19 protein-coding genes are annotated in these 23,345 nt (G+C 74.2%); 5 read left to right on the top strand and 14 right to left on the bottom strand.

The annotated features are described in order from the left end of the window. Positions 1-327 precede the first annotated feature (327 nt). The 4 genes from ald to ACIO5E_RS28240 all read right to left on the bottom strand — a co-directional run bounded on the left by ald (position 328) and on the right by ACIO5E_RS28240 (position 6,530). A complete protein-coding gene (gene ald, locus ACIO5E_RS28255) occupies positions 328-1,443 on the bottom strand; it encodes an alanine dehydrogenase (RefSeq protein WP_400673051.1) in 1,116 nt (371 codons plus the stop codon). Positions 1,444-1,704: 261 nt separating this feature from the next. Then, on the bottom strand, positions 1,705-3,909 hold the full coding sequence (locus ACIO5E_RS28250) for a tetratricopeptide repeat protein (RefSeq protein ID WP_400673048.1): 2,205 nt from the start codon (positions 3,907-3,909) through the stop codon (positions 1,705-1,707). A 190-nt stretch (positions 3,910-4,099) separates the two neighbouring features. Then, positions 4,100-4,729 carry an NUDIX domain-containing protein gene (locus ACIO5E_RS28245; RefSeq protein WP_400673557.1) on the bottom strand — a complete coding sequence of 210 codons (630 nt, stop codon included), beginning with the start codon at positions 4,727-4,729 and terminating at the stop codon, positions 4,100-4,102. Positions 4,730-4,850: 121 nt separating this feature from the next. Next, complete coding sequence (locus tag ACIO5E_RS28240; protein ID WP_400673045.1) at positions 4,851-6,530, bottom strand: CTP synthase; 1,680 nt, start codon at positions 6,528-6,530, stop codon at positions 4,851-4,853. A 724-nt stretch (positions 6,531-7,254) separates the two neighbouring features. Between ACIO5E_RS28240 and ACIO5E_RS28235 the strand changes: the two genes are divergently transcribed. Continuing rightward, positions 7,255-9,255, top strand: a complete 2,001-nt coding sequence (locus ACIO5E_RS28235; RefSeq protein WP_400673042.1) for a glycoside hydrolase family 15 protein — start codon at positions 7,255-7,257, stop codon at positions 9,253-9,255. Between the two features lie 197 nt (positions 9,256-9,452). Here ACIO5E_RS28235 and ACIO5E_RS28230 read toward each other — a convergent pair whose 3' ends face one another. The 3 genes from ACIO5E_RS28230 to ACIO5E_RS28220 all read right to left on the bottom strand — a co-directional run bounded on the left by ACIO5E_RS28230 (position 9,453) and on the right by ACIO5E_RS28220 (position 13,349). Continuing rightward, the gene (locus ACIO5E_RS28230; RefSeq protein WP_280685953.1) at positions 9,453-10,631 is read right to left on the bottom strand and encodes a glycosyltransferase family 4 protein; all 1,179 of its coding nucleotides are present in this window, start codon (positions 10,629-10,631) and stop codon (positions 9,453-9,455) included. Positions 10,632-10,843: 212 nt separating this feature from the next. After that, positions 10,844-12,577 (bottom strand): DNA repair protein RecN, encoded by a 1,734-nt coding sequence (gene recN / locus ACIO5E_RS28225; protein WP_400673555.1) that lies wholly within the window; start codon positions 12,575-12,577, stop codon positions 10,844-10,846. Between the two features lie 88 nt (positions 12,578-12,665). Beyond that, the gene (locus ACIO5E_RS28220) at positions 12,666-13,349 is read right to left on the bottom strand and encodes a YitT family protein (RefSeq protein WP_400673038.1); all 684 of its coding nucleotides are present in this window, start codon (positions 13,347-13,349) and stop codon (positions 12,666-12,668) included. Positions 13,350-13,482: 133 nt separating this feature from the next. Between ACIO5E_RS28220 and ACIO5E_RS28215 the strand changes: the two genes are divergently transcribed. Continuing rightward, complete coding sequence (locus ACIO5E_RS28215; protein ID WP_400673035.1) at positions 13,483-14,982, top strand: PLP-dependent aminotransferase family protein; 1,500 nt, start codon at positions 13,483-13,485, stop codon at positions 14,980-14,982. Between the two features lie 7 nt (positions 14,983-14,989). On the opposite strand, the gene ACIO5E_RS28210 is transcribed toward ACIO5E_RS28215, so the two are convergent. From ACIO5E_RS28210 to ACIO5E_RS28195, 4 genes are all read right to left on the bottom strand, one after another. After that, the gene (locus ACIO5E_RS28210) at positions 14,990-15,898 is read right to left on the bottom strand and encodes an NAD kinase (protein ID WP_400673032.1); all 909 of its coding nucleotides are present in this window, start codon (positions 15,896-15,898) and stop codon (positions 14,990-14,992) included. 94 nt (positions 15,899-15,992) lie between these two features. Then, a complete protein-coding gene (locus ACIO5E_RS28205; RefSeq protein WP_400673552.1) occupies positions 15,993-16,799 on the bottom strand; it encodes a TlyA family RNA methyltransferase in 807 nt (268 codons plus the stop codon). 36 nt (positions 16,800-16,835) lie between these two features. Then, positions 16,836-17,024, bottom strand: a complete 189-nt coding sequence (locus ACIO5E_RS28200) for a hypothetical protein (RefSeq protein ID WP_400673030.1) — start codon at positions 17,022-17,024, stop codon at positions 16,836-16,838. Further along, the gene (locus ACIO5E_RS28195; RefSeq protein ID WP_400673028.1) at positions 17,008-17,898 is read right to left on the bottom strand and encodes a histone H1-like repetitive region-containing protein; all 891 of its coding nucleotides are present in this window, start codon (positions 17,896-17,898) and stop codon (positions 17,008-17,010) included. Before ACIO5E_RS28195 ends, ACIO5E_RS28200 begins: the two co-directional genes overlap by 17 nt. A gap of 177 nt (positions 17,899-18,075) precedes the next feature. Between ACIO5E_RS28195 and ACIO5E_RS28190 the strand changes: the two genes are divergently transcribed. Further along, complete coding sequence (locus ACIO5E_RS28190; RefSeq protein WP_400673025.1) at positions 18,076-18,423, top strand: SCP2 sterol-binding domain-containing protein; 348 nt, start codon at positions 18,076-18,078, stop codon at positions 18,421-18,423. A 57-nt stretch (positions 18,424-18,480) separates the two neighbouring features. Here ACIO5E_RS28190 and ACIO5E_RS28185 read toward each other — a convergent pair whose 3' ends face one another. Further along, on the bottom strand, positions 18,481-19,521 hold the full coding sequence (locus ACIO5E_RS28185) for an HAD-IIA family hydrolase (RefSeq protein ID WP_400673023.1): 1,041 nt from the start codon (positions 19,519-19,521) through the stop codon (positions 18,481-18,483). A gap of 94 nt (positions 19,522-19,615) precedes the next feature. Then, positions 19,616-20,215, bottom strand: a complete 600-nt coding sequence (locus ACIO5E_RS28180) for a tetratricopeptide repeat protein (RefSeq protein ID WP_400673020.1) — start codon at positions 20,213-20,215, stop codon at positions 19,616-19,618. A 92-nt stretch (positions 20,216-20,307) separates the two neighbouring features. Between ACIO5E_RS28180 and ACIO5E_RS28175 the strand changes: the two genes are divergently transcribed. Further along, positions 20,308-21,678: a DUF1015 family protein gene (locus ACIO5E_RS28175; protein WP_400673017.1), complete on the top strand. Its 1,371-nt coding sequence runs from the start codon at positions 20,308-20,310 to the stop codon at positions 21,676-21,678. Positions 21,679-21,764: 86 nt separating this feature from the next. Here ACIO5E_RS28175 and ACIO5E_RS28170 read toward each other — a convergent pair whose 3' ends face one another. After that, positions 21,765-22,613 carry a tetratricopeptide repeat protein gene (locus tag ACIO5E_RS28170; protein WP_400673014.1) on the bottom strand — a complete coding sequence of 283 codons (849 nt, stop codon included), beginning with the start codon at positions 22,611-22,613 and terminating at the stop codon, positions 21,765-21,767. 90 nt (positions 22,614-22,703) lie between these two features. On the opposite strand from ACIO5E_RS28170, the gene ACIO5E_RS28165 reads away from it, so the two are divergent. Beyond that, the coding region (locus ACIO5E_RS28165) for a hypothetical protein (protein WP_400673011.1) at positions 22,704-23,345 on the top strand (642 nt) is incomplete at its 3' end.

Raw genomic sequence — 23,345 nt, 5'->3', positions numbered from 1 at the left:
CAAGTCGTCTTACCTCCTTGGGCATCCAGGACTCTATGTCGATTCGTCAGCGTGGCAGCATGCCAACGGTTTGCGACTCTAGGCCGTTCAAGGCGTTCGCAGCAACACAATCCACGGTAGTGGGCAGGATGTGTCGACTATCGGGCGGGCCGATGTCAAGGGATGAGTAGGCCGTTGACCCTAACGTTTCTGCGGTGGGGTGAGACGACCGACGGAAATTGACGACAGAGCGACCCACCCACAACACCGCCTGCTCACGGGCATGGCGAAGCCCCCGACCCGAGGCGATCGGGTCGGGGGCGAACGACCGCAGGGCGGTCTACCGGATCAGGCGAGCACGCTCTCCAGCGAGACCGACTCCAGGCCGAAGGCCTCGGCCACGGCCGGGAAGGTGATCTGGCCCTCGTGCACGTTCAGGCCCTTGGCGAGCGCCGGGTCACGGCGCAGCGCCTCCTTCCAACCGCGGTTGGCCAGCTCGACGACGTACGGCAGCGTCGCGTTGGTCAGCGCGTAGGTGGAGGTGTTCGGGACCGCGCCCGGCATGTTGGCCACGCAGTAGAAGACCGAGTTGTGGACCTGGAAGGTCGGCTCGGCGTGCGTGGTCGCGTGCGAGTCCTCGAAGCAGCCGCCCTGGTCGATGGCGATGTCGACGAGCACGGAGCCCGGCTTCATGCGGGAGACCAGCTCGTTGGTGACGAGCTTCGGGGCCTTGGCACCCGGGATCAGCACGGCACCGATGACCAGGTCGGCCTCGACGACGGCCTTCTCCAGCTCGAAGGTGTTGGAGACGATGGCCTTGATCTTCGTGCCGAAGATGCGGTCGGCCTCGCGCAGCTTGTTGATGTCGCGGTCGAGCAGGGTCACCTCGTAGCCCATGCCGATCGCGATGGTGGCCGCGTGCCAGCCGGAGACGCCGCCACCGATGACGACGGCCTTGGCCGGGTGGGTGCCGGGCACGCCGCCGGGCAGCACGCCGCGGCCGCCGGCCGGACGCATCAGGTGGTACGAGCCGACCTGCGGGGCGAGACGGCCCGCGACCTCGGACATCGGGGCGAGCAGCGGCAGGGCGCCGTTGCCGAGCTGCACGGTCTCGTACGCGATGGCGGTGGTGCCCGAGGCGATCAGCGCGTCCGTGCCGGGGCGGTCGGCCGCCAGGTGCAGGTACGTGAAGAGGGTCTGGCCCTTGCGCAGCCGGTGGTACTCGGAGGCGATGGGCTCCTTGACCTTCAGCAGCAGGTCGGCCGTGGCCCACACCTCGTCGGCGGTGGGGAGGATGGTGGCGCCGGCAGCCACGTACTCCTCGTTGGGGATCGAGGAGCCGACACCGGCGTTGTCCTCGATGTAGACCTCGTGTCCGTTGCGGACCAGCTCATGCACGCCGGCGGGCGTGATGGCCACGCGGTACTCGTGGTTCTTGACCTCGCGGGGGATGCCGACCTTCACGGCTAAACACGTCCTCTTGCCATGGGGGTCCCTACCGGAGAAGACCGGCGGGCGACGCGCACGTGGGGAAGCCACCGGGGCAGCCCGGGGCGGGGATCGCTGCGCGACTGAGTTCGAGTGTAATGAAGCCCAGTCGGCGTGTCAGCCTTCCAAAGTGAATAAATCTGCCGAACACATTGGCAGGTTCGTAGGCTTCCCCTGCGATCTTCCCGCCAAAGATGTGCTAACCGGGCATCTTCGACAATACCTCCGAAAGACCCCTCACCACCCGGCGTCGACGCGTTCCCGCAGGTCCGCGAGGGCGGCCCCGACGGCCTCCCGGCCACGCTCGTCGCCGAGCCTGCGCAGCACCGCCAGCGCGGCCCGGTACTCGCGGTCCGCCTCGTCGAAACGGCGCTGCGCGGTGTGCGCCTCGGCCACTCGGGCGAGCAGCCGGGCCTCGGCGGCGTGGTCCCCCATCGACTGCCGCAGGCCCAGCGCCCGCCCGTACCAGTCGGCGGCGCGCACCGCGTCACCGAGCGCCCGGTGGCAGCCGGCCGCACCCTCCAGGGCCCGGGCGCAGAGCGGCTCGTCCGCGGCCGACCGGGCGTGCTCCAGGGCGGCCCGGTAGTGCGTGACGGCCTGCTCCCAGCGACCGGCGGCGGCCTGCAGGTCGCCCAGGTTGAGCAGCGCGGCCGAGGCCCGGCGGGGTCTGCCGTGCCGCTCGGCGACGGTCAGCACCAGTTCGTGCAGCCGGTAGAGGTCGGCGGGGGCGGCGGCGCCGGTCAGCGGCAGGGTCCGCAGCAGCGCGGTCACCAGCCGGCCCGCCGAGCCGTCCAGGTCGCCCTGGCCGATCGCGTCGGCCACCGCCCCGAGCAGCAGATCCCGCTCGCCGAGCAGCCACTGCCGGGCGTGCGCGGCCGAGTCCAGCCGCAGGGCGGCGGGCAGCGGGTCGGGCCCGGGGCCGCTCGCCGGGTCCAGCAGGGCGCGGGCCGACTCGGTGAGCCGGACCAGCCGCTCCAGCAGCCGGGCCCGGGCGAGCTCGGTCTCGGCGGGCCGGTCCTCCAGCTCGCGCAGCCGGACCAGCCTCGGGTAGAGGCGGCCGGGGACCCGGTAACGCGGGCTGCCGTCGGCGGCCGGGGCCTCCTGGCCGAGCAGCTCCCGCTCGGCCAACGCGGCGAGCGTCGCGGCCGCCTCCGGCGCCGGGCAGCCGACCAGGGCGGAGGCGGTACGCGGATCCGCGGTCTGCGCCGGGGCCAGGGTGAGGGTGCGCAGCATCCGGGCCTGGGCGGCCGGCAGCGTGCCGTACAGCAGGGTGAACGCGCCGATCAGCGGGTCGCTGTCCGGCACGGGCACCGGCTCTGCGGGCTCCGGGCCGGACTTCACCCAGGCCGTCCGGTCCCCCGCCGTCCCACCGTCGGCGGGCTCCGGCGCCGGAGCCTCGGCCGGTCTCTCCCCCTCCTTCACGAACGTCGAGGACGCCGAGGCCCCCGCGAACGCCAGGGGCCCTGCGGACGTCGAGGACACCGGGGACGACGGAGGCTTCGCGGCCTTCCCGGCCGTCGAACCCGGTACGGGCTTCCCGGGCTTTTCCGGCCTCCCGGAATTTCCGGGGTTTCCGGGCTTCCCCGATTGCCCGGCCTGCCCCGGCTTCGCGGCCTTAGCGGCCTTCGAGGCCTCCCCCTTCGGCGCCGCCGCCCGCGCCGACTCCTCCATCACCACTCGGGTGAGCTCGCGCGCCGCCTCGGTGACGGCCGTCTTCGGATCGCCCCGCAGCCACCCGGCCATCAGTCGCAGCGCCGCCGGCCGGGCCGCGCAGGCCTCGGCCAGGTCGGCGCCGCCGACCGGGTCGCAGGAGATCCGGGTGCCGCCGACCAGGTCGGCGAGCAGTTCGCCGGAGGCCTGCCGGTCGAGCCCGCCGAGGATCACCGGGTCGATGTCCTCGATGCCGGTGAGCGGCCCGGCGGTGGTGGCGAGCACCAGGCAGCCGGGTTCGTCGGCGAGCAGCGGCCACAGCTGCCCGGCGTCCCGGACGTCGTCCAGCACCAACAGCACCTTCCGCCCGGCGAGCGCCTGGCGCAGCGCCACGCAGGCGGGCTCGTCCCGCCCGTCCTCGGTGGTGCCGGGCAGCGGCACGGGGGCCTCGGGGTCGAGCTGCTCCAGCAGCAGTCGGGCGGCCCGGGCGGGCGGCACGCGCCCGCCGTCGGGGGCGGACAGCCGGGCGAAGAGCACGCCGTCGGGGTAGGCCGGGGCGGCGGTGCGGGCGAAGCGGACGGCCAGCGTGGTGCGGCCCGATCCGGGACGCCCGGCCAGGACCAGCACCGGGCTGCGGCCGACGGCCGGGCGGGCTGCGCCGGCCCGCAACGCGGCCAGTTCGGCACGCCGTCCGACGAACAGCGCGGGCCCGCCCGGCAGCCGGTCGAGGCCCGGAACGGCCCCGGCGGGCGCGTCGGGGCCGGGGTCCATCGTCGCCGTCTTCCTCGCCACCCGTGTCACTCCCGACGTCATCCGGCGCTCAGCGGAGGCGGCCCCAGACGGGCGCCCTGTCTGCGAAGCGTAGTTCGACCGTCAGGCTCAACCGAGGTGACATCCGGTCGTACGAACCGGTAAATCACCCCCGCGGATCAACAGCTGGGTGCATCCGGGTCGGCAGCGGGGGTACGGGCCGTTCGCCCACTCACCCCTCGAAGGGCCGGGCCGGCCACGGCGAGTCCGCCGCACGAAGCCCGTCCAGCCCGTCCGGGCCGGTGAGCGCGGCGTGCACGGCGAGCGTGCCGGTGACCAGGGTCGGGTTGTGGAGCCGCCCTGCCTGGATCAGCCGGATCAGTTCGGGCACCGGCACCCAGGCGACCTCGATCTCCTGTTCCTCGCCCTGCGCCGCGTAGCGCTCGCCCTCGGCCTCCGAGAGGTCGGTGGCGAGGAACATCCGCAGCGCCTCGTCGGTGCCGCCCGGGGAGGTGTAGTAGTCGGCGAGGATCCGCCAGGTGTCGGCCTTGCAGTGCGCCTCCTCGTACAGCTCGCGCTGCGCGGCGTGCCACGGGTTCTCGCCGGGCACGTCGAGCAGGCCGGCCGGCAGCTCCCACAGGCGCTGGCGGACGGGGTGGCGGTACTGCCGCAGGACCAGCACCCGCTGCTTGTCGTCCAGGGCGAGCACGGAGACCGAGCCGGGGTGGGTCTGGTAGTCGCGGCGGGCCCAGCTGCCGTCGGGCATCCGGACCTCCTCGCTGCGCACGCCGGTGACCTTGCCCTGGAACGGCGTCCGACTCTCTCGGACCTCCCACTCCTCGGCCGCGTCGGCGATCACCAGGTCGCTCTGCTCGTCCATCGTTCTCCCCTTTTCGTCAGTACGACACAATCTAACGCCGAACGGCGGCCCCGCGGGAATCGCGGGGCCGCCGTTCGGTGAACGACGGACGACGTGCGTCGCCCTACTCGGCCAGGCCGGTCTTGATCTCGATGGCGGCCTTGACCAGGCCCGCGAACAGCGGGTGCGGGCGGGTCGGGCGGGACTTCAGCTCCGGGTGGGCCTGGGTGGCCACCAGGTACGGGTGCACCTCGCGCGGGTACTCGACGTACTCGACCAGGTCGCCCTTGGGAGAGAGGCCGGAGAACTGCAGGCCGGTCTTCTCCAGGTCCGCGCGGTAGGCGTTGTTGACCTCGTAGCGGTGGCGGTGGCGCTCCTCGACGTACTGCTCGCCGCCGTAGACCTCGCGGACGATCGAGCCCTCCGCGAGCTTGGCCGGGTACAGGCCGAGGCGCATGGTGCCGCCCAGGTCGCCCTTGCCGTCGACGATGGCCAGCTGCTCGGCCATGGTGGAGACGACCGGGTGCTTGGCCGCGGCGTCGAACTCGGTGGAGTTGGCCTCGGGCAGGCCGGCCAGGTTGCGGGCCGCCTCGATGACCACGCACTGCAGGCCCAGGCACAGGCCGAGCAGCGGGATCCGGTTCTCGCGGGCGTAGGTGATGGCGCCGACCTTGCCGTTGACGCCGCGGTCACCGAAGCCGCCGGGGATGCAGATCGCGTCCACGTCGCCGAGCTGCGCCTGGGCGCCCTCGGGGGTCTCGCAGTCGTCCGAGGTGACCCACTTGATCTCGACCCGGGCGTTGTTGGCGAAACCGCCGGCGCGCAGCGCCTCGGTCACCGACAGGTACGCGTCCGGCAGGTCGATGTACTTGCCGACCAGGGCGACCTTGACGATGTGCTGCGGCTCGTGGACGCGGCGCAGCAGGTCGTCCCAGGTGGTCCAGTCCACGTCACGGAACGGCAGGTCGAGCCGGCGCACCACGTAGGCGTCCAGGCCCTCGCCGTGCAGGACCTTGGGGATGTCGTAGATCGACTTGGCGTCGATGGCCGCGACCACCGCCTCCTCGTCCACGTCGCACATCAGCGAGATCTTGCGCTTGATCGCCTGCGGGACCTCACGGTCGGCGCGCAGCACGATCGCGTCGGGCTGGATGCCGATGTTGCGCAGCGCGGCGACGGAGTGCTGGGTGGGCTTGGTCTTCAGCTCGCCCGAGGGGCCGATGTAGGGCAGCAGGGAGACGTGCACGAAGAACACGTTGTCCCGGCCGACCTCGTGGCGGACCTGGCGGACGGCCTCCAGGAACGGCAGCGACTCGATGTCGCCGACGGTGCCGCCGACCTCGGTGATCACCACGTCGACGTCCTCGGTCGCCATCCGGCGGATCCGGGACTTGATCTCGTTGGTGATGTGCGGGATGACCTGGACGGTGTCGCCCAGGTACTCGCCGCGTCGCTCCTTGGCGATGACGGTGGAGTAGACCTGGCCGGTGGTGACGTTCGCCGAACCGTGCAGGTTGGTGTCCAGGAACCGCTCGTAGTGGCCGATGTCCAGGTCGGTCTCGGCGCCGTCGTCCGTGACGAAGACCTCACCGTGCTGGAACGGGTTCATGGTGCCCGGGTCCACGTTGAGGTACGGGTCGAGCTTCTGCATGGTGACGCGCAGGCCGCGGGCCTTGAGGAGCGCGCCGAGGCTGGAGGCGGTGAGGCCCTTGCCGAGCGAAGAGGCGACACCCCCGGTGACGAAGAGGTGCTTGGTCGTCACGGCGCGGCCGTTCGCTGCCTTGCCGGAATGGGGCTGTGCCAAGAGGGGGCTCCCGTGGGTCGCGTGTCGGAGGTGACGTGGGCGGGATGGCTCTCGGCTCGCCGGGCGACGGGAGGCCGGTGCGGTGCACGGCGCTCGGGGGGTCGTCGATTCGGCTGGTCCGGGGCGTTTGATCCCACCGGTCCACGGGATACCAGGGTATCAGTGACCCGACCGGGACGCCTTCCGGCCCGCTCGCGGCGCACCCGGGGCGTGCGCGGGGCGCACCACCGGCGCATCACGCGGCGCAGGAGTCACACCGGTCGCACCACGGCCGGACCGGGCCACTTCGGGGCACTCCGTTCGGGCCATGACAGCCCCTCCGCAGGGACCAGCCGGAACTGATCCGTCCGGACCATCCTGTCCGGCGGCCTCGCGATGCACGGCATTTCCGCCGAATTGTGGCGCCACACGAGGCTGCGCCCGCGTGCTTCGCCCCTTTCGTCCGTCGTAAGCTGCACGGACGCATCGCCGACAGCACGAGCACGCGGAGGGCGTGGGAGGTCAGGACACTCCCGGTCCCCGATGCGCGACCGGACCTCCCCGTATTTGCAGCTCCTCCCCACCCACTCCAGGGGCTCGACCGAGCCCCGCGCGGACACTCCAGCAAGGCCCGCCACCACCCCCCGGCGGGCCGGACGTCCCGGGGTGGACCTCCGGCCCCGCAGACCGCTCGCTCCTTCGGATCGCCGATGCGTCGTGACCACATTGCGAACTGGAGATCCACGTGGCCGGCCGTATCGAGGACTACGCACTCATCGGGGACATGCAGACCGCTGCCCTGGTCAGCAGGGACGGGGCGGTGGACTGGCTCTGCCTTCCCCGCTTCGACTCGCCGGCCGTGTTCGCCGGCCTGCTCGGCACCGATGAACACGGCTTCTGGCGGATCGGCCCGGCCGAACCCGTGGTCACTGAGGTCCCCACCCCCGCGGCCGCCCCCACTCCGGCCGCACCCACCCTCGTCCGCTTCACCGACACCGCGGACCTGAGGGTCCCGCCGCCCACCGCGGCCGCCCCCGCGGTGCCCGCCGACCGCCGCCGTTACCGGGGCGACTCGCTGATCCTCGAACAGGAGTGGGACGCCCAGGGCGGCACCGTCCGGGTGATCGACTTCATGCCCCCGCGCCCGCTGGCCGGCCGCGACGCCGTCCCCCAGGTGATCCGGATCGTCGAGGGCGTGGCCGGCGCCGTCCGGATGCGCTCGGCGGTGCGAATGCGCTTCTCGTACGGCCGCATCGTGCCCTGGGTGCACCGGGTCGAGCAGGCCGACGGCGGTCACCGCACCGTCGCCATGGCCGGGCCCGACTCGGTCTGGCTGGACGGCGAGGCCCAGACCTACGGCCGCAACCTCACCACCTACGCCGACTTCACCGTCACCGCCGGCGAGCGGATCGCCTTCGCGCTGACCTGGCAGGCCTCCCACCTGGAGGCGCCGAAGGCCCCGGACGCCGAGGAGATGCTCGACGCCACCGCCGACTTCTGGCACGAGTGGGCCGAGCAGTGCACCTACCAGGGCCCCTACCGCGAGGCCGTGGTCCGCTCCCTCATCACCCTCAAGGGCCTCACCTACGCCCCCACCGGCGGCATCGTCGCCGCCCCCACCACCTCGCTGCCCGAGGACATCGGCGGCGAGCGCAACTGGGACTACCGCTACACCTGGCTGCGCGACGCCGCCATCACCCTCTCCTCGCTGCTGCGCACCGGCTACCGCGACGAGGCCCGCGCCTGGCGCGAGTGGCTGCTGCGGGCCGTCGCCGGGGACCCGGAGAACCTGCAGATCATGTACGGCATCGCCGGCGAGCGCGAGCTCACCGAGTCCTCGCTGGACTGGCTGCCCGGCTACGAGGGCTCGCAGCCCGTCCGGGTCGGCAACGGCGCGGCCGGGCAGCTCCAGCTGGACGTCTACGGCGAGGTCGTCGAGGCCCTGCACCTGGCCCACATGACCGGCCTGGTCCGCAACGACCACGCCCACCACCTCCAGCTGCGCCTGATCGAGTACCTGGAGGACCACTGGCAGGAGCCGGACGAGGGCATCTGGGAGGTCCGCGGCCCTCGCCGGCACTTCGTCCACTCCAAGGTGATGGCCTGGGTGGCCGTCGACCGGACGATCAAGCTGCTGGAGCAGACCCCCGAGGACGCCCCCACCGACGGCCACCTGAAGCGCTGGCGCGAGCTGCGCGACACCATCCACCGGGACGTCTGCGAGAAGGGCTACGACCCGGAGCGCAACACCTTCACCCAGTACTACGGCGGCCGGGAGCTGGACGCCTCGCTGCTGCTCATCCCCCAGGTCGGCTTCCTCCCGCCGGACGACAAGCGGGTGATCGGCACCATCGAGGCGATCCAGCGCGAACTGTCCACCGAGGACGGCTTCGTGCTGCGCTACCCGACCCACGACGAGAGCGGCACCAACGTCGACGGCCTCTCCGGCCACGAGGGCGCCTTCCTGGCCTGCTCGTTCTGGCTGGCCGACGACCTCGCCATGATCGGCCGGGTGCAGGAGGCGCGTGAACTGTTCGACCGGCTGCTCGCGCTGCGCAACGACATCGGCCTGCTCGCCGAGGAGTGGGACCCGCGGCTCAAGCGCCAGGTCGGCAACTTCCCGCAGGCCTTCAGCCACGTCCCGCTGATCGACACCGCGCTGCGGCTGACCGCCTGCGGCGGCGCCTACCTGTCCGCCCAGCCGGACGGCCTGGCGGCCGAGCGGGTCGAGCAGGCGACGGTCTAGGGCGTGTCTGACCATTCGCGTCGGATCAGCGTGCGGCGTCTGGGTGCGTGCATCGCAAGGCGGAGGAGGGAGTCCATGCGGTGGGGGCACCTCCCGGCCGCCAGGCTGGGGGCCATCGGCGACCGACGACAACGCGGCGAGGTGCGTGCCCAGACGCCGCACGCCCGGCGGGAATGGTCAGACCCGCCCCAGGGGCGTCAGGGGCGCTGGACCAGCTCGTCGTAGGTGCTGAGCACCTGGGCGACGGTGGCGGCCTCGTCCGGCCAGGTCTCGGCCTGCTGCCGGCCGGCCGCCACCAGCCGCTCACGGCGGGCCGGATCGGCCAGCAATCCGCGCACCGCCGCGCCGACCGCGACCGGGTCGCCGGCGGGCACCAGCACGGCCGCGTCGCCGACCAGTTCGGGGATCCCCCCGACGGCGGTGGAGACCACCGGCACCCCGGCCCGCATCGCCTCCTGCACCACCAGCGAGCGGGCCTCCCAGCGGCTGGAGACCACCACCACGTCGGCGGCGGCCAGCAGGTCGGGCACGTCGGTGCGGTAGCCGAGCAGCCGCACCGGCAGCTTCTCGGCGGCCACCCGCTCGCGCAGCCCGGCCGCCTCCGGGCCGTCCCCGGCGAGCAGCAGCAGCGGCTCCGGGTCCAGCACGGACAGTTCGCGGGTGGCGTCCAGCAGCAGCCCGAAGGCCTTCTGCGGGACGAGTCGGCCGACCGCCAGCACCAGCGGCCGGTCCGGGCCGTCGCCGAGCAGCGCGGCGCGCGCCGCGGCGCGGTCGAGCCGGCCCTCGGGCATCGGCGGGGCGGCCACCGGGCCGAGCCGGGCGTCGGTGGCGCCCAGCTCGCGGGCCCGGGCGACCAGGTCGGAGGAGGCGCCGAGGACGAGGTCGGCGGCGCGCGCCACCCGGCGCTCCATCAGCCGCTGCAGGCGGCGCTCCATGCCGGTGGCCAGCAGCGCGTGGTGCGAGGTGACCACCAGCGGGGTCTCCGGGCGCAGGCCCGGGAAGCGGCCGGCGGTGCGCAGGGCGAGGTCGGCGAGCAGCCCGGCGCGCAGCCCGTGCGCGTGCACCACGTCGGCGCCGGTGAAGGCCCGGCGCAGCTCGCCGATCGCGGTGGCGTCGCTGCGGGCGCCGGCGGTGGGGGTGATGTCGACGGTGTGGAACCGGGCACCGGTGCGGGAGAAGCCGAACAACGCGTCCGTACCGGCCGGGGCGCAGACCGTGACGGTCACACCGTGCGCGACCAGGCCCTGCGCCAGGGAGCGCACGTGGGCACCGATACCGCCGGTGCTGGCGGCCAAAACGAGTACCACGTGCAGCTGCCCCGGTTCGGGGGTGGCCGCGGCGGCCCGGGCGGCGGAATGGTCCACGTTCTCTCGCATCCGACTCGATCAGGTTCGCGCGCCGCGTCGCGAGGGTTGCCCGCCGACGGCGCTCGGGACTGGAAAGCCAATGTCCAGCCGCCACCATGCCAGGTCGGCGGCCCTCTTGGACAGTCGGCGCCACCGGGGACGCGTCGTCTTCTGTCCGCAAGGGCCACCAGGCCCTGTCGGCGGGTCGGGCCCCCGGCTAGGGCTTGTACGACAGACGGGACCTAGCGGTGGCGCGGGGCCCGGGCGGCGGCCAGCAGCTCCTCGGCGTGGGCGCGGCCGAGCTCGGAGTCCTCCAGGCCGGCCAGCATCCGGGAGAGTTCGCGCACCCGCTCCTCGTCGTTCAGCACCTTGACGCCGCTGCGGGTCACGGTGCCGTCGTTGGTCTTCTCCACCACCAGGTGCCGGTCCGCGAAGGCGGCGACCTGCGGGAGGTGGGTGACCACCACGACCTGGGCGGATTCCGCCAGTTTGGCCAGCCGGCGGCCGATCTCGACCGCGGCCTTGCCGCCGACGCCCGCGTCCACCTCGTCGAACAGGTAGGTGGGGACGGGGTCGGCGCCCGCGAAGACCACCTCGACCGCGAGCATCACGCGGGACAGCTCACCGCCGGAGGCGCCCTTGGCGATCGGACGGGGCTGGGCGCCCGGGTGCGGGGCGAGCAGGACCTCGACCTCGTCCACGCCGTGCGGGCCGTAGGCGACGGTGCGGCCGTCGACCTCGATCCCCGACAGGTCGTCGACCTGGGTGATCGAGAAGGTCACCCGGGCGTGCGGCATGGCCAGCTCGGCGAGTTCGGCGGAGACGGCCTCGGCGAAGCGCCCGGCCGCGCCCTGCCGGGCGGCCGACACCTCGGCCGCCAGCTCGGCCAGTTCGGCCCGCAGCGTGGTCTCCTGGGCGCCGAGCTGGTCGATCCGGTCGTCGTCGCCGTCGAGTTCGGCGAGCCGGGCAGAGCCCGCCTCGGCCCAGGCGAGCACCTCGGCGAGGGTGTTCTCCGGGCCACCGTACTTGCGCAGCAGCTGGGCCAGGACGGCCCGGCGATCCTCGACGGAGGCGAGCCGGACCGGGTCGGCGTCCAGGTCGTCCGCGTATCCGGCCAGGTCGCCGGCCACGTCGGCGAGCAGGTAGCCGACCTCGTTGAGGCGGTCGGCGAGGGCGGCGAGGCGTTCGTCGTGGTGGCGCACGGCGTCCAGGGCCCGGCGGGACTGCGCGAGCAGGGTGCCCGCGTCCAGCGCCTCCGGGTCGGCCGGGTCGCCGGCCAGGGCGGCATGGGCGAGGGTCGCGGCGGAGGACAGCGCGTCGGCGTGGCCGAGCCGCTCGGCCTCGGCGGCCAGCTCCGCGTCCTCACCGGCCACCGGCTCGGCGGCGGCGATCTCGTCCAGGCCGAAGCGCAGCAGGTCGGCCTCCTGGGCGCGCTCGCGGGCCCGGGTGGTCAGCTCCTCCAGGGTGGCCGAGACCTCGCGCAGGCTGCGGTAGGTCTCCCGGTAGCGGGCCAGCGGCTCGGCCACCGCCTCGCCCGCGTAGCGGTCCAGCGCGCCGCGCTGGCGGGCCGGGCGCAGCAGCCGCTGCTGGTCGGTCTGGCCGTGCACGGCGATCAGGTCCTCGCCGAGTTCGGCGAGGACCCCGACCGGGACGGCCCGGCCGCCGACGAACGCCCGGGAGCGGCCCTCGGCGGAGACGGTCCGGCTGATCAGCAGGGCCCCGTCGTCCAGTTCGGCCCCGGCCTCGACCGCGCGGGCCGCCACCGGGGAACCGGCGGGCAGCTCCAGCCGGCCCTCGACGACGGCGCGTCCGGTGCCGTTGCGCACCAGGCCCGGGTCGGCGCGTCCGCCCAGCAGCAGGCCGAGGCTGGTGACGACCATGGTCTTTCCGGCGCCGGTCTCACCGGTCACGGCGGTGAAGCCGGGGGCGAGTTCGACCACCGCGTCGTCGATGACCCCAAGATCCCGTATCCGCATCTCGTCCAACACGGAGACGACCTTACGAGGTTCCACCCCCGGCGCGCGACGAGCGGCAACGGCGCGCGGCAACTCCGTGCCCTGAAGTTCATCCCTTCCGGGGCGTTTGCCCGGGTGTCGGCACCGTGCACCACGGCAGGAAGAACTGCGCGAGCGGACCGATCGCCAGTGCGTACGCGACCGTGCCGACGCCGGCGGTGCCGCCCAGCAGGACGCCCGCGACCAGCACCGTCACCTCGATGCCGGTGCGGATCAGCCGCAGCGAACGCCCGGTGCGCCGGTGCAGGCCGGTCATCAGTCCGTCGCGCGGGCCGGGGCCGAGGCGGGCGCCGATGTAGAGGCCGGTGGCCAGGCCGTTGAGCACGATCGCGGCCGCCATCAGCGCGATCCGGGCGGGCAGCCCGTCCGGGCCGTCGAGCAGCCGCAGCGTGAGGTCCATCGAGGCGCCCAGCACCAGCACGTTGGCGACGGTGCCCACGCCCGGGCGCTGGCGGATCGGGATCCACAGCAGCAGGACCAGGACGCCGCAGATGGTGACCCAGGCGCCCACCGAGAGGCCGACCGCGCGCTGCAGGCCCTGGTGGAAGACGTCCCACGGGTCGAGGCCGAGGCCGGAGCGCAGCATCAGCGCCATGCTCGCGCCGTACAGGCAGAGGCCGACGGCGAGCTGCGGGATCCGGCGGCCCAGGGCGTGGGTGTCGCCGAGCAGACGGACGGCGAACGGGGCCCGGCCGGTGTCCGGGGCGGGTGTGGGCGTGTTCGTGGTGGCCATCGGGCGCTCCTGCGGGTGGTGCTGCACTCCGGGGTGGCCCCGGCGGTGGCGGACTCGACAGCCGCGCTGCCATGATGGTCAGGCCAATAGCGCCCACTCCAGGGCCAATTTCGAGCAAGTGGACTGATCAGCCTTGGCCGACTGGCACACCACCGTCACGCCGCCCGCGCTCGCCCGGCTGCTCGCCGCCGCCCGGCTGCCCGAACCGGCCACCGCCCGCCGCCCCGCCTACCGGGCCCTCGCCGGGCAGATCCGGCTGCTGGTCACCGAGGGCCGCCTGCCGGTCGGCGCCCGGCTGCCCGCCGAACGCGAACTCGCCAGCGCCCTGGCGCTGAGCCGCACCACCGTCGCCACCGCCTACGAGACCCTGCGCGCCGACGGCTACCTGCTCAGCCGCCGCGGCGCCGGCAGCTGGACGGCCCTGCCCGAGGGCGCCCCGCCGCCCAGCGACGCCCTGCACCCCGTCCCGCCGGACGAGCAGGGCCGCACCCTGGACCTCGGCGTCGCCGCCCTGCCCGCCCCGCAGCCCTTCCTGGGCGAGGCGGCCGCCCGCGCCGTCGAACAGCTGTCCTGTTACGCCGCCGGGCACGGCCACTACCCCACCGGCGTCCCGGTGCTGCGCGAGGCCATCGCCCGCCGCTACACCGAGCGCGGCCTGCCCACCACCCCCGACCAGATCCTCGTCACCACCGGCGCGATGGGCGGGCTGCACCTGATCCAGCGGGCGCTGATCGGCCGCGGCGACCGGGTCGGCGTCGAGGCGCCCAGCTACGCCCACACCCTGCAGGCGCTCCGGATCACCGGCGCCCGCCTGGTGCCGGTGCCGTACGGCTACCGGCCCGAGCCGGAGTGGGACCTCACCGAGTGGCGCCGGGTGCTGCGCGGGGCCGCGCCCAAGGTCGCCTACGTGATCCCGGACTTCCACAACCCGACCGGCGCGCTGATCGGCGAGGAGCAGCGCCGCGAACTGCTGGCCGCCGCCCGGGCCGCCGGCAGCATCGTCCTGGTCGACGAGACCACCGCCGAACTCGGCTGGGGTGTACCGGAGTCCGTCCCGATGCCGCGCCCGATGGCGGCGCTGGACCGGACCGCCCAGGTGGTCACCGTCGGCTCGGCCGGCAAGCTGCTGTGGGGCGGCCTGCGGATCGGCTGGGTCCGGGCCGCGCCCGCGCTGGTGCGCCGACTGGCCTCCGACCGGGTCTACAGCGACGTCGGCACCCCGGTGCTGGACCAGCTGATCGCCGCCGACCTGATGGGCGAGCCGCTGCCCGCCGTCCGGGCGCACCAGCTGGACCGGCTGCGGGCGACCGCGCACGCCTTCGCCGCCGCACTGCCCGAGCACCTGCCGGGCTGGACGTTCGCCCAGCCGCCCGGCGGGCTCTCGCTCTGGGTCTCCACCGGCGGGCTGTCCGGCGCGGCGCTGGCCCAGGCCGGGGAGCGCGGCGGGGTCCGGATCGCCGCGGGCAACCGGTTCGGCTCGGACGGCGCGTTCGAGCACCACATCCGGATCCCGTTCACGGTGCCCGCCCCGGCCGTCCCCGCCGCCGTGCGGCGGCTCGCCGCGACGGCCGCCCGGGCGGCGGCGGGCGGCCGGTTCGGTCCGGCCGACGGCGCCCCGCCGCTGGCGGTCTGACGAGCCGTCAGCAGTGGGTGTTCGACCGGCCGCGCCAACCCGTCACCGGCAGCGCGAACTTGGCCACCAGCCGGTCGGTGAACGGCGCCCGGTGCAGCCTGGCCAGGCGCACCGGGGTCTGCCCCCGGCGGACCTCCACCCGCGCGCCGGCGGGCAGTTCGACCGAGCGCCGCCCGTCGCACCAGAGCACGCCGTGCGGGGTCTTCGGCTGCACCTCGACGGCCAGCACCGAATCCGGCGAGGTCACCAGCGGGCGGGCGAACAGCGCGTGCGCGGAGATCGGCACCATCAGCAGCGCCTCCACCTCCGGCCACACCACCGGCCCGCCGCCGGAGAACGCGTACGCGGTGGAGCCGGTCGGCGTCGCGCAGACCACCCCGTCACAGCCGAAGTTGGAGACCGGGCGGCCGTCCACCTCGGTCACCACCTCCAGCATCCGCTCCCGGGACGCCTTCTCGATCGAGGCCTCGTTCAACGCCCAGTCCTGGTGCACCACATCGCCGTTGGTGCGGACGATCACGTCGATCGTCATCCGCTCCTCGACCTCGTAGTCCGCGTCCACCACCCGCTCGACCACCACGGCCAGATCGTCCCGCTCTGCCTCGGCGAGGAAGCCCACCCGGCCCAGGTTGATCCCGAGCATCGGCAGCCCGTGCTCACGGGCCAACTCCGCCCCGCGCAGCAGCGTCCCGTCCCCGCCGGCGACCAGGATCAGCTCGCAGCCGTCCGCCGCCCCCGGCCCGCCGGGCACCTTCTCGACCCCGTCCGGCAGGTCCAGGCCCACCGCCTCGGAGGCGAGCAGCCTGATCCGGATCCCGGCCTTCAGCAGCCCGTGCACCAGGGCCTCGACGCTGCGCAGCGCCGTCTCCCGGCCGGTGTGCGCGATCAGGAAGACCGTACGTTCGTCATCACTCATGCCGCTGCCCTCTCCCTCACGCCTGCCGGGTCGCCTTCGGCCCCGGTAACGGCCGCGTCACACAGCATGACGGACCGGACGTCCCCTGAGCACCCTATCGGGGCCCCTCCGCGACGGCCCGGTCCGCGTCCGCGGGATCCAGTTGCGGGGCGTCCCGGCGCAGCCAGAGGAAGTACTCGACGTTCCCGGACGGGCCCGGCAGCGGGCTCGCGGTGACGGCGCGCACGCCCAGCCCGAGCTCCCACGCCTGCCCGGCGACCTGGCGGACCATCTCGGCGCGCAGCTGCGGGCTGCGCACCACCCCGCCGCTGCCCAGCCGCTCCTTGCCGATCTCGAACTGCGGCTTGACCATCAGCACCAGGTCCGCGTCCTCGGCCGCGCAGGCCGCCAGCGCGGGCAGCACCAGGCCCAGCGAGATGAACGACAGGTCGCCGACCACCAGGTCGACCGGGGTCCCGCCGATCAGCTCCGGGGTCAGCTCGCGGACGTTGGTGCGGTCCATCACCGTCACCCGCTCGTCGCTCTGCAACGACCACGCGAGCTGCCCGTAGCCGACGTCCACCGCCAGCACGCCGGCCGCGCCCGCCCGCAGCAGGACGTCGGTGAACCCGCCGGTGGAGGCGCCCGCGTCCAGCGCCCGGCGGCCCTCGACCACCAGGCCCTGCGGGACGAAGGCCGCGAAGGCCCCGGCCAGCTTGTGACCGCCGCGCGAGACATAGTCGGGGTCGTTGTCGTCCTTGGCCACCACGACCGCCGCCGAGGTCTCCACCTGGGTGGCCGGCTTGGTCGCGGTGGTGCCGCCGACGGTCACCCGGCCGGCCGCGATCAGCTCGGACGCGTGCTCACGCGATCGGGCCAGCTTGCGGCGGACCAGCTCCGCGTCGAGTCGGCGTCGTGCCACTGCCACTGGTGTTTCAGCTCCTACGGGTCCAGCGGATCATTCCTGGTCGAGCGCGGCCAGCGTGTCGGCGAGCCGCTGGTGAACATCTTCGTACACCTCGACGTGTGCTTCGGCCGGGACCCCGTCCAGGGCCTCCAGCCGGGCCAGTCCGGCGTCCACGACGGGGTGGCCGGTCGGGGTCAGTTCGACGCCGAGCGGTTCGACGGTTTCAGCTGGTCCGGTCATCGGGCTTCTTCGTGCTGGTGGCCTTGCGGACGGTGGTCTTCTTCGTCGCCGTGCGCTTCGCGGGCGCCTTGGGCTGCGCGGCCGGCTCGGCGGCGGCCTTCTTCGCGGTCGCGGTCTTCTTGACGGCCGTCTTCTTGACCGTCGTCTTCTTGGCGGCCGACTTCTTCGCCGTGGCCTTCTTGGCCGTCGTCCGCTTCGCCGTCGCCTTCTCCGCCGACGTCTTCTCGGCCGCCGGCCCGTCGGCCGTCTCCCCGCCTGCCGTCGACCTGTCCGCCGCCGGGGCCTTCCTCGCCGGGGTCCGCTTCGCCGCGGCCTTGCGCGCAACCGCAGGCTGCACCGGCGGGACCGGCGGGTCGACCTCGACCGGCTCGTCCACCTCCACCCGCTCGGCCACTATCGGCTCCCCCATCGCCCAGGCCGCCGACTGCCCGTCCGCGCTCTCCCAGCCGCGCCCGAACAGGTCGTCCGCCCGGGGCGCCGGCGTCGGCAGCTCCGCCTCGTCCGCCCCGGCCGGCCCCGCCGCCGGCACGGCGTCCTCCTCGACCTCGCGCAGCTTGCTCTCCAGGTAGGCGAGCACCACTCCGACCTTGGTCACCTGGTCGCCGACCCTCTCGAAGGCCTTCTCGACCTCGCCGCGCGCCACCCCGACGGCCAGGTCCACCCCGGCCCGTCCGGCGGTGACCGCCTCCTCCGCCAGCGTCTGCAGCGTCTTCGCCGACGGCGGGAACTGCCCGCCGAGCCGGCGCTCGACCTCGGTGACGTCGACCCCGCTCCGCTCCAGGATCGTGGCCGCCGTCCCGACGACCCGCTTGCCGACCTCCTCCACCAGCCCGGCGGCGACCTCCACCACTCCCCGCACCGTCCTCGGCAGCATCCGGGTGCCTCCTTAGCGCCTGCGCGCATCGCTTCGTCGCCGTCGGTACCCGGGCCGATCCGGGCACCCCACTGACGACGCTACCGCCAAAACCCGCCTGCGGTACCGTGGCCTGGCAGTGACCACCGCCGTCACGCGCCGAAACCACCAGGGAACCCAGCGAGGGGAACCGCCGCCATGGCCAACGCCGAGGAGTGCCGGGAGGCACTGGAGCAGCTCAGCCGGAACATGGCGAAGTCCACCGGCGACGTCCGCACGGCGGCCGCCCTCGACCGCTCGCTCAGCTGCCGGATCACCGACCTCGACCTGACCTTCACCGGCCGACTGCGCGACGGCCGGATCCAGGACCTCGCCGCCGCCCCCGGCGCCCCGGCCGGGAAGGCGGAGATACGGCTCACCATGAGCAGCGACGACCTGGTCGCCCTGGTCGGCGGCCGGCTCAACTTCGCCTCCGCCTGGGCAGGCCGCCAGGTCCGGCTGGAGGCGGGCTTCCGCGACCTGCTGCGGCTGCGCACCCTGCTCTGACGCCCGCTGTCGCGACCTGCGGCCGGGGCCGGAGCCAAGGCCGGGCCGCGCCCGGGCTCAGAACCCCAGCTCGTCCAGCGCCTTGTGCCCGTCGGCCGGTGCGCCGTCCGCGTCCAGCGCCGTCCACGCCGCCGCGCACAGCGCCCGCAGGCCGTCCCAGCGGTCCCCGCCGCCGTCCAGCCGCAGCACGCCGCCCTCGGCCGACGCGACCCAGCCGCCGCAGCCGAAGCCGCCGGCCGCGGGCGTGACCGCCGGGTGCGGCACCAGCAGCCCGCGCAGGTCCGCCGCCAGGTAGGTCGGCCGGTGCTCGGCCGGGGCCGCGAGCAGCTGCGCCGGGGTGGTCACCCCGGTGAACACCAGCAGGCTGTCCACCCCGCCGTTGAACGCGCCCTCGATGTCGGTGTCCAGCCGGTCGCCGACCACCAGCGGCCGCCGCGCGCCGGTCCGCAGCACGGTCTCCCGGTGCATCGGCGGCTGCGGCTTGCCCGCCACCACCGGGTCCACCCCGGCGGCCGCCCGCACCGCCGCCACCAGCGTCCCGTTGCCGGGCGCGATGCCGCGCGCGGTCGGGATGGTCAGGTCGGTGTTGGAGGCCACCCACGGCAGCCCGTGCTGCACCGCGTACGCGGCCTCCGCCAGCTGCGCCCAGCCGACCGAAGGGTCGTAACCCTGGACCACTGCGAGCGGCTCCTCGGCCAGCGAGCGGACGGCGACCAGCCCGCGCTCGGCCAGCGCCTCCTCCAGCCCCGGGCCGCCCACGACCAGCACCTTCGCCCCGGCCGGCACCTTCTCGGCGACCACCCGGGCGGCCGCCTGCGCCGAGTTGATCACGTCGGCCGGATCGGCCGGCACGCCCAGCCCGGTCAGGTGCTCGGCCACCACCCGCGGCGGGCGGGAGGCGTTGTTGGTCACGTACGCGAGCCGCATCCCGGCCGTACGGGCGACCGCCAGCGCGTCCACCGCGTGCTCGATCGCGTGCGGGCCCGCGTAGACCACGCCGTCCAGGTCCAGCAGCGCCGTGTCGTACGCCTCGGTCAGCGGCTGCTCGCTGCCGCCGGGGGCGGTCCGTCGCGCGGTGGTGGTGGCCGTCTCGGTCATGGCTGCGCTACCTCATTCACTGCGTCGTTCGCTTCATCGGGTGCTCCCGCGTTCCGTTCGGGTGCCCCCGCGTTCACCGGGTACCCCGGGCCGGTCAGACCTCGTCGTCCGCACCGGGTTCGCCGGCCGACCGGGCGTCCGGGTCCGGCGGGGGCGCCAGGTACCCGGGTGCACCGGGCAACAGCGGGCCGAACGCCCCGGCGCGGGCCGCCAAGGTCGCCCGGGTCTGCCGCAGCGCCGCCTGGTAGTGCTCGGTGCCCGGCCGCATCGCCACGGCCAGCGCCAGGTGCTCGGCGGACGTCTCGAAGTCGCCCAGCCGGGCCGCCGCGACGCCCCATCCGAACTGAGCGTAGTCGTCCGACGGGTCGGCCAGCGCGACGGCCCGGAAGTTCTCCAGCGCCGCCTCGTACGAACCGGTGTCGAACTGGGCCCGCGCCAGCGTCTCCCGGATGCTGCGCGAGTGCGGCTCGGCCGCCGCCGCCCGGGCCAGCAGCTGCTCGGCGGCCGCCGGGTTGCCCTGGGCCAGCAGCCTGCCACCACGCCGGAACCAGTCGTACACGTCCCCGGTCGGCTCGCCGGAACTCCCCTGCGCCGGGACACCGCCGTGTGCCGGAGCGCCCTCGCCGGCGGCGCCGTCCGGCCCTGCCGCCCCGCCCGGGCTGCCGCCGTCCACCCGTTCCTGCCCGTCGTCCATGCGGTACCTCGCCCTCGGTCACACACCCGCCCCACAGATCGGCACGGGTATTCCGATCTCTCAACAACGCGTACCCGATTACGATGCCCAGAATGAGCGCACCCAGTGCAGAAGACGGAGTCGAGACTCCGGAGGGCGGCCCCGGCGATCCCGGGCACGTCGCCACTGCAGGCCTGTCCCTGTCACCCTTCCGAGGCCTGCGCTACGTCCCCGACCGGGTCGGCGCCCTGGCCGCGGTCATGTCCCCGCCGTACGACGTCGTCGACCCCGGCCGTCGGCTCGACCTGGAGACCGCCGATCCGCACAACGTGGTCCGGCTGATCCTGCCCCGGCCCGAGCCCGAGGACGCCGGCGACCGGCCCGACCGCGACACCAAGTACCGGCACGCCGCCCGGCTGCTGCGCGCCTGGCAGCGCGATGGGATCCTCGCCGCCGACCCGCAGCCCGCTCTCTACGTCTACGAGCAGCGCGTGCCCGCCACCGGCGACTCCCCCGAGGTGCTCCAACGCGGGCTGATCGGCGCCCTCGCGGTGAGCGGCCGCGAGGCCGGCGTGGTCCTCCCCCACGAGGACGTCATGCCCCGACCGGTCGCCGACCGGGTCGGCCTGATGCGCACCACCCGGGCCAACCTCGAACCGCTGCTGCTCACCTACCGGGGCAACGGCGGCGCCTCCGGCGTCATCGAGCGGACCGTCCAGGGCGAGCCGCTGCTCTCCACCGCCACCAGCGACGGCACCCACCACCGCCTCTGGGCCGTCGCCGACCCGGCCGAGATCGCCGAGATCAGCCGCGACCTCGCCACCTGCCGGGCCCTGATCGCCGACGGCCACCATCGCTGGGAGATGTACCTCCGCCTCCAGCGCGAGCACCGCCACCTGCCTCGCAGCCCGTGGGACCGCGGCCTGGTGCTCCTGGTGGACACCGCGCGCTACCCGCTGCGGGTCCGGGCCATCCACCGCGTGCTGTACCGGCTGCCGGTGGCCGAGGCACTGGAGAAGCTCGGCGACCAGTGGATGGTCAAGGAGGTCCCCGGCCCGCTGACCGCCGCCCTCCAAGCCCTCGCCGAACAGAAGCGGCACGGCGGCAACGGCTTCATACTGACCGGCGGGGACGGCGTCTACTGGCTGCTCGGCGAGCCCGAGGAAGCACTGCTCGACGCCACCGTGCCGCACGACCGGCCCGAGGAGTGGCGCCGCCTGGACGCCACCGTCCTGCACTCCACGCTGCTCGACCGCACCTGGCACGTCCCCGACGGCCCGGACGACATCGGCTACCTGCACACCGCGGCGGCCGCCGAGCAGGAGGCGGCGCGCACCGGCGGCACCGCCGTGCTGCTGCACCCGGTCCGGGAGAGCGCGGTCCGCAGGCTCGCCGAACAGGGCGTCACCATGCCGCGCAAGTCCACGTCCTTCGGTCCGAAGCCGGCCACCGGACTGGTGCTGCGCAACCTCGAACTGGGCTAGGGCCACCCGCCCCCGAAACGCCGTGAGGCCCTGCCGCTCCCCCGGAATGTCCAGGGGAGCGGCAGGGCCTCACTCGTCGGTCGAGCTCAGCTCCGGGTGTCGTTCCCGGCCTCGTCCTCGGCCTTGGCGTCACGCGCGGGCACCACGCCGTCGAACTCCTCGTCGATCTCGAGGTCGTCCTCGTCGTAGTACTCCTCGACGTCCTCCTCGTCCTCGAAGATCACGCGGTCGTCGGAGACCTCCCCGCCGCGCTTCTTCGCCGGAGCCTCGGCCTGCTCGGCCTCCCCCTCGGCCACCTCCGGGTCGAGCGCGTCCACGAACTCGACGCCGTCGATCTCGGCCAGCCGCTCCGAGGCGTTGGTGCTGCCGTCGGTGTCGGCCTCGGCCGCCTTCGCGAACCACTCGCGGGCCTCGTCACCACGACCGGCCGCGATCAGCGCCTCGCCGTAGGCGTACCGCAGGCGCGCCGTCCACGGGTGCACGGCGCTGGAGGCCAGCTCCGGGCTCTGCAGGGTCACGACCGCCGCGTCGAACTGCTCCATGTCGCTGCGGGCGCCGGCCGCGACCAGACGCATCTCGACCTGGCCGGCCTTGTCCAGCTGCTTCACCTCGGGCTCACCGGCCATCGCCAGCGCCCGCTCCGGACGGCCCAGACCGCGCTCGCAGTCGGCCATCACCGGCCACAGGTCCGCCCGGCCGGTCATCCGGCGAGCGGCACGGAACTCGGTCAGGGCCTCGGAGTACCGCTGCGTCATGTACGAGGCGAAACCGGCCGCCTCGCGGACGGCGGCCACGCGGGAGGCCAGCCGGAGCGCGACGCGCGAGAACTGGTAGGCCTCCTCCGGCTCGCTGTCGAGCAGACGGGCCACCATCACCAGGTTGCGGGCGACGTCGTCCGCGAGCGTCTTGGGCAGGCTCTTGAGCTCCTGGCGCACGTCCGCGTCCAGCTCGAAGCCGGTGACGTCCTCCGGGATCGGCAGACGCTTGACGGGCTCGTAGTTGCCACGGCGGTCGTCGTAGTCCCGGTGGCCGCGGTCGCCGCCACGGTCGTCACGACGGTCATCGCGGTTCCCGCGGTAGCCACCGCCACCCTGGCGGTCGTCGCGACGGAAGCCGCCACGGTCGCCACGGTCGTCGCGGCGGAAACCGCCACGGTCGCCACGGTCATCGCGGTTGAAACCGCCACCGGACGGTCGGTCGTCACGACGCGGACGCTCGTCACGGTCATCACGACGGAACCCACCCGGACGGTCATCGCGACGGAAACCACCACCGCCGGAGGGGCGGTCGTCCCGGCGGAAACCGCCACGGTCGCCACGGTCATCACGGTTGAAACCGCCACCGGACGGACGGTCGTCACGACGCGGACGCTCGTCACGGTCATCACGACGGAACCCACCCGGACGGTCATCGCGACGGAAACCACCACCACCGGACGGACGGTCGTCCCGGCGGAAACCACCACCGGAGGGGCGGTCGTCACGGTTGAAACCGCCCGACGGACGGTCGTCACGACGGAAACCACCACCGGAGGGGCGGTCGTCACGACGCGGACGCTCGTCACCGGAGGGGCGGTCGTCACGACGGAAACCACCACCACCGGACGGACGGTCGTCACGGTTGAAACCGCCGGAGGGGCGGTCGTCGCGGCGGAAGCCGCCACGGTC

The organism is Kitasatospora sp. NPDC087314, assembly GCF_044744365.1.
In the GTDB taxonomy this organism is placed as follows: Bacteria; Actinomycetota; Actinomycetes; order Streptomycetales; family Streptomycetaceae; genus Kitasatospora.
The sequence above is the reverse complement of the archived record's forward strand: the minus strand, read 5'-3'. Positions and strand labels throughout refer to the sequence as shown.

Excerpts from the sequence above, each read along its gene's own strand:
- ACIO5E_RS28195 (WP_400673028.1), bottom strand. The coding sequence starts at position 17,898 with ATGCTGCCGAGGACGGTGCGGGGAGTGGTGGAGGTCGCCGCCGGGCTG.
- ACIO5E_RS28180 (WP_400673020.1), bottom strand. The coding sequence starts at position 20,215 with ATGGACGACGGGCAGGAACGGGTGGACGGCGGCAGCCCGGGCGGGGCG.
- recN (WP_400673555.1), bottom strand. The coding sequence starts at position 12,577 with ATGCGGATACGGGATCTTGGGGTCATCGACGACGCGGTGGTCGAACTC.
- ACIO5E_RS28220 (WP_400673038.1), bottom strand. The coding sequence starts at position 13,349 with ATGGCCACCACGAACACGCCCACACCCGCCCCGGACACCGGCCGGGCC.
- ACIO5E_RS28190 (WP_400673025.1), top strand. The coding sequence starts at position 18,076 with ATGGCCAACGCCGAGGAGTGCCGGGAGGCACTGGAGCAGCTCAGCCGG.
- ACIO5E_RS28185 (WP_400673023.1), bottom strand. The coding sequence starts at position 19,521 with ATGACCGAGACGGCCACCACCACCGCGCGACGGACCGCCCCCGGCGGC.
- ACIO5E_RS28175 (WP_400673017.1), top strand. The coding sequence starts at position 20,308 with ATGAGCGCACCCAGTGCAGAAGACGGAGTCGAGACTCCGGAGGGCGGC.
- ACIO5E_RS28200 (WP_400673030.1), bottom strand. The coding sequence starts at position 17,024 with ATGACCGGACCAGCTGAAACCGTCGAACCGCTCGGCGTCGAACTGACC.
- ACIO5E_RS28230 (WP_280685953.1), bottom strand. The coding sequence starts at position 10,631 with ATGCGAGAGAACGTGGACCATTCCGCCGCCCGGGCCGCCGCGGCCACC.
- ACIO5E_RS28210 (WP_400673032.1), bottom strand. The coding sequence starts at position 15,898 with ATGAGTGATGACGAACGTACGGTCTTCCTGATCGCGCACACCGGCCGG.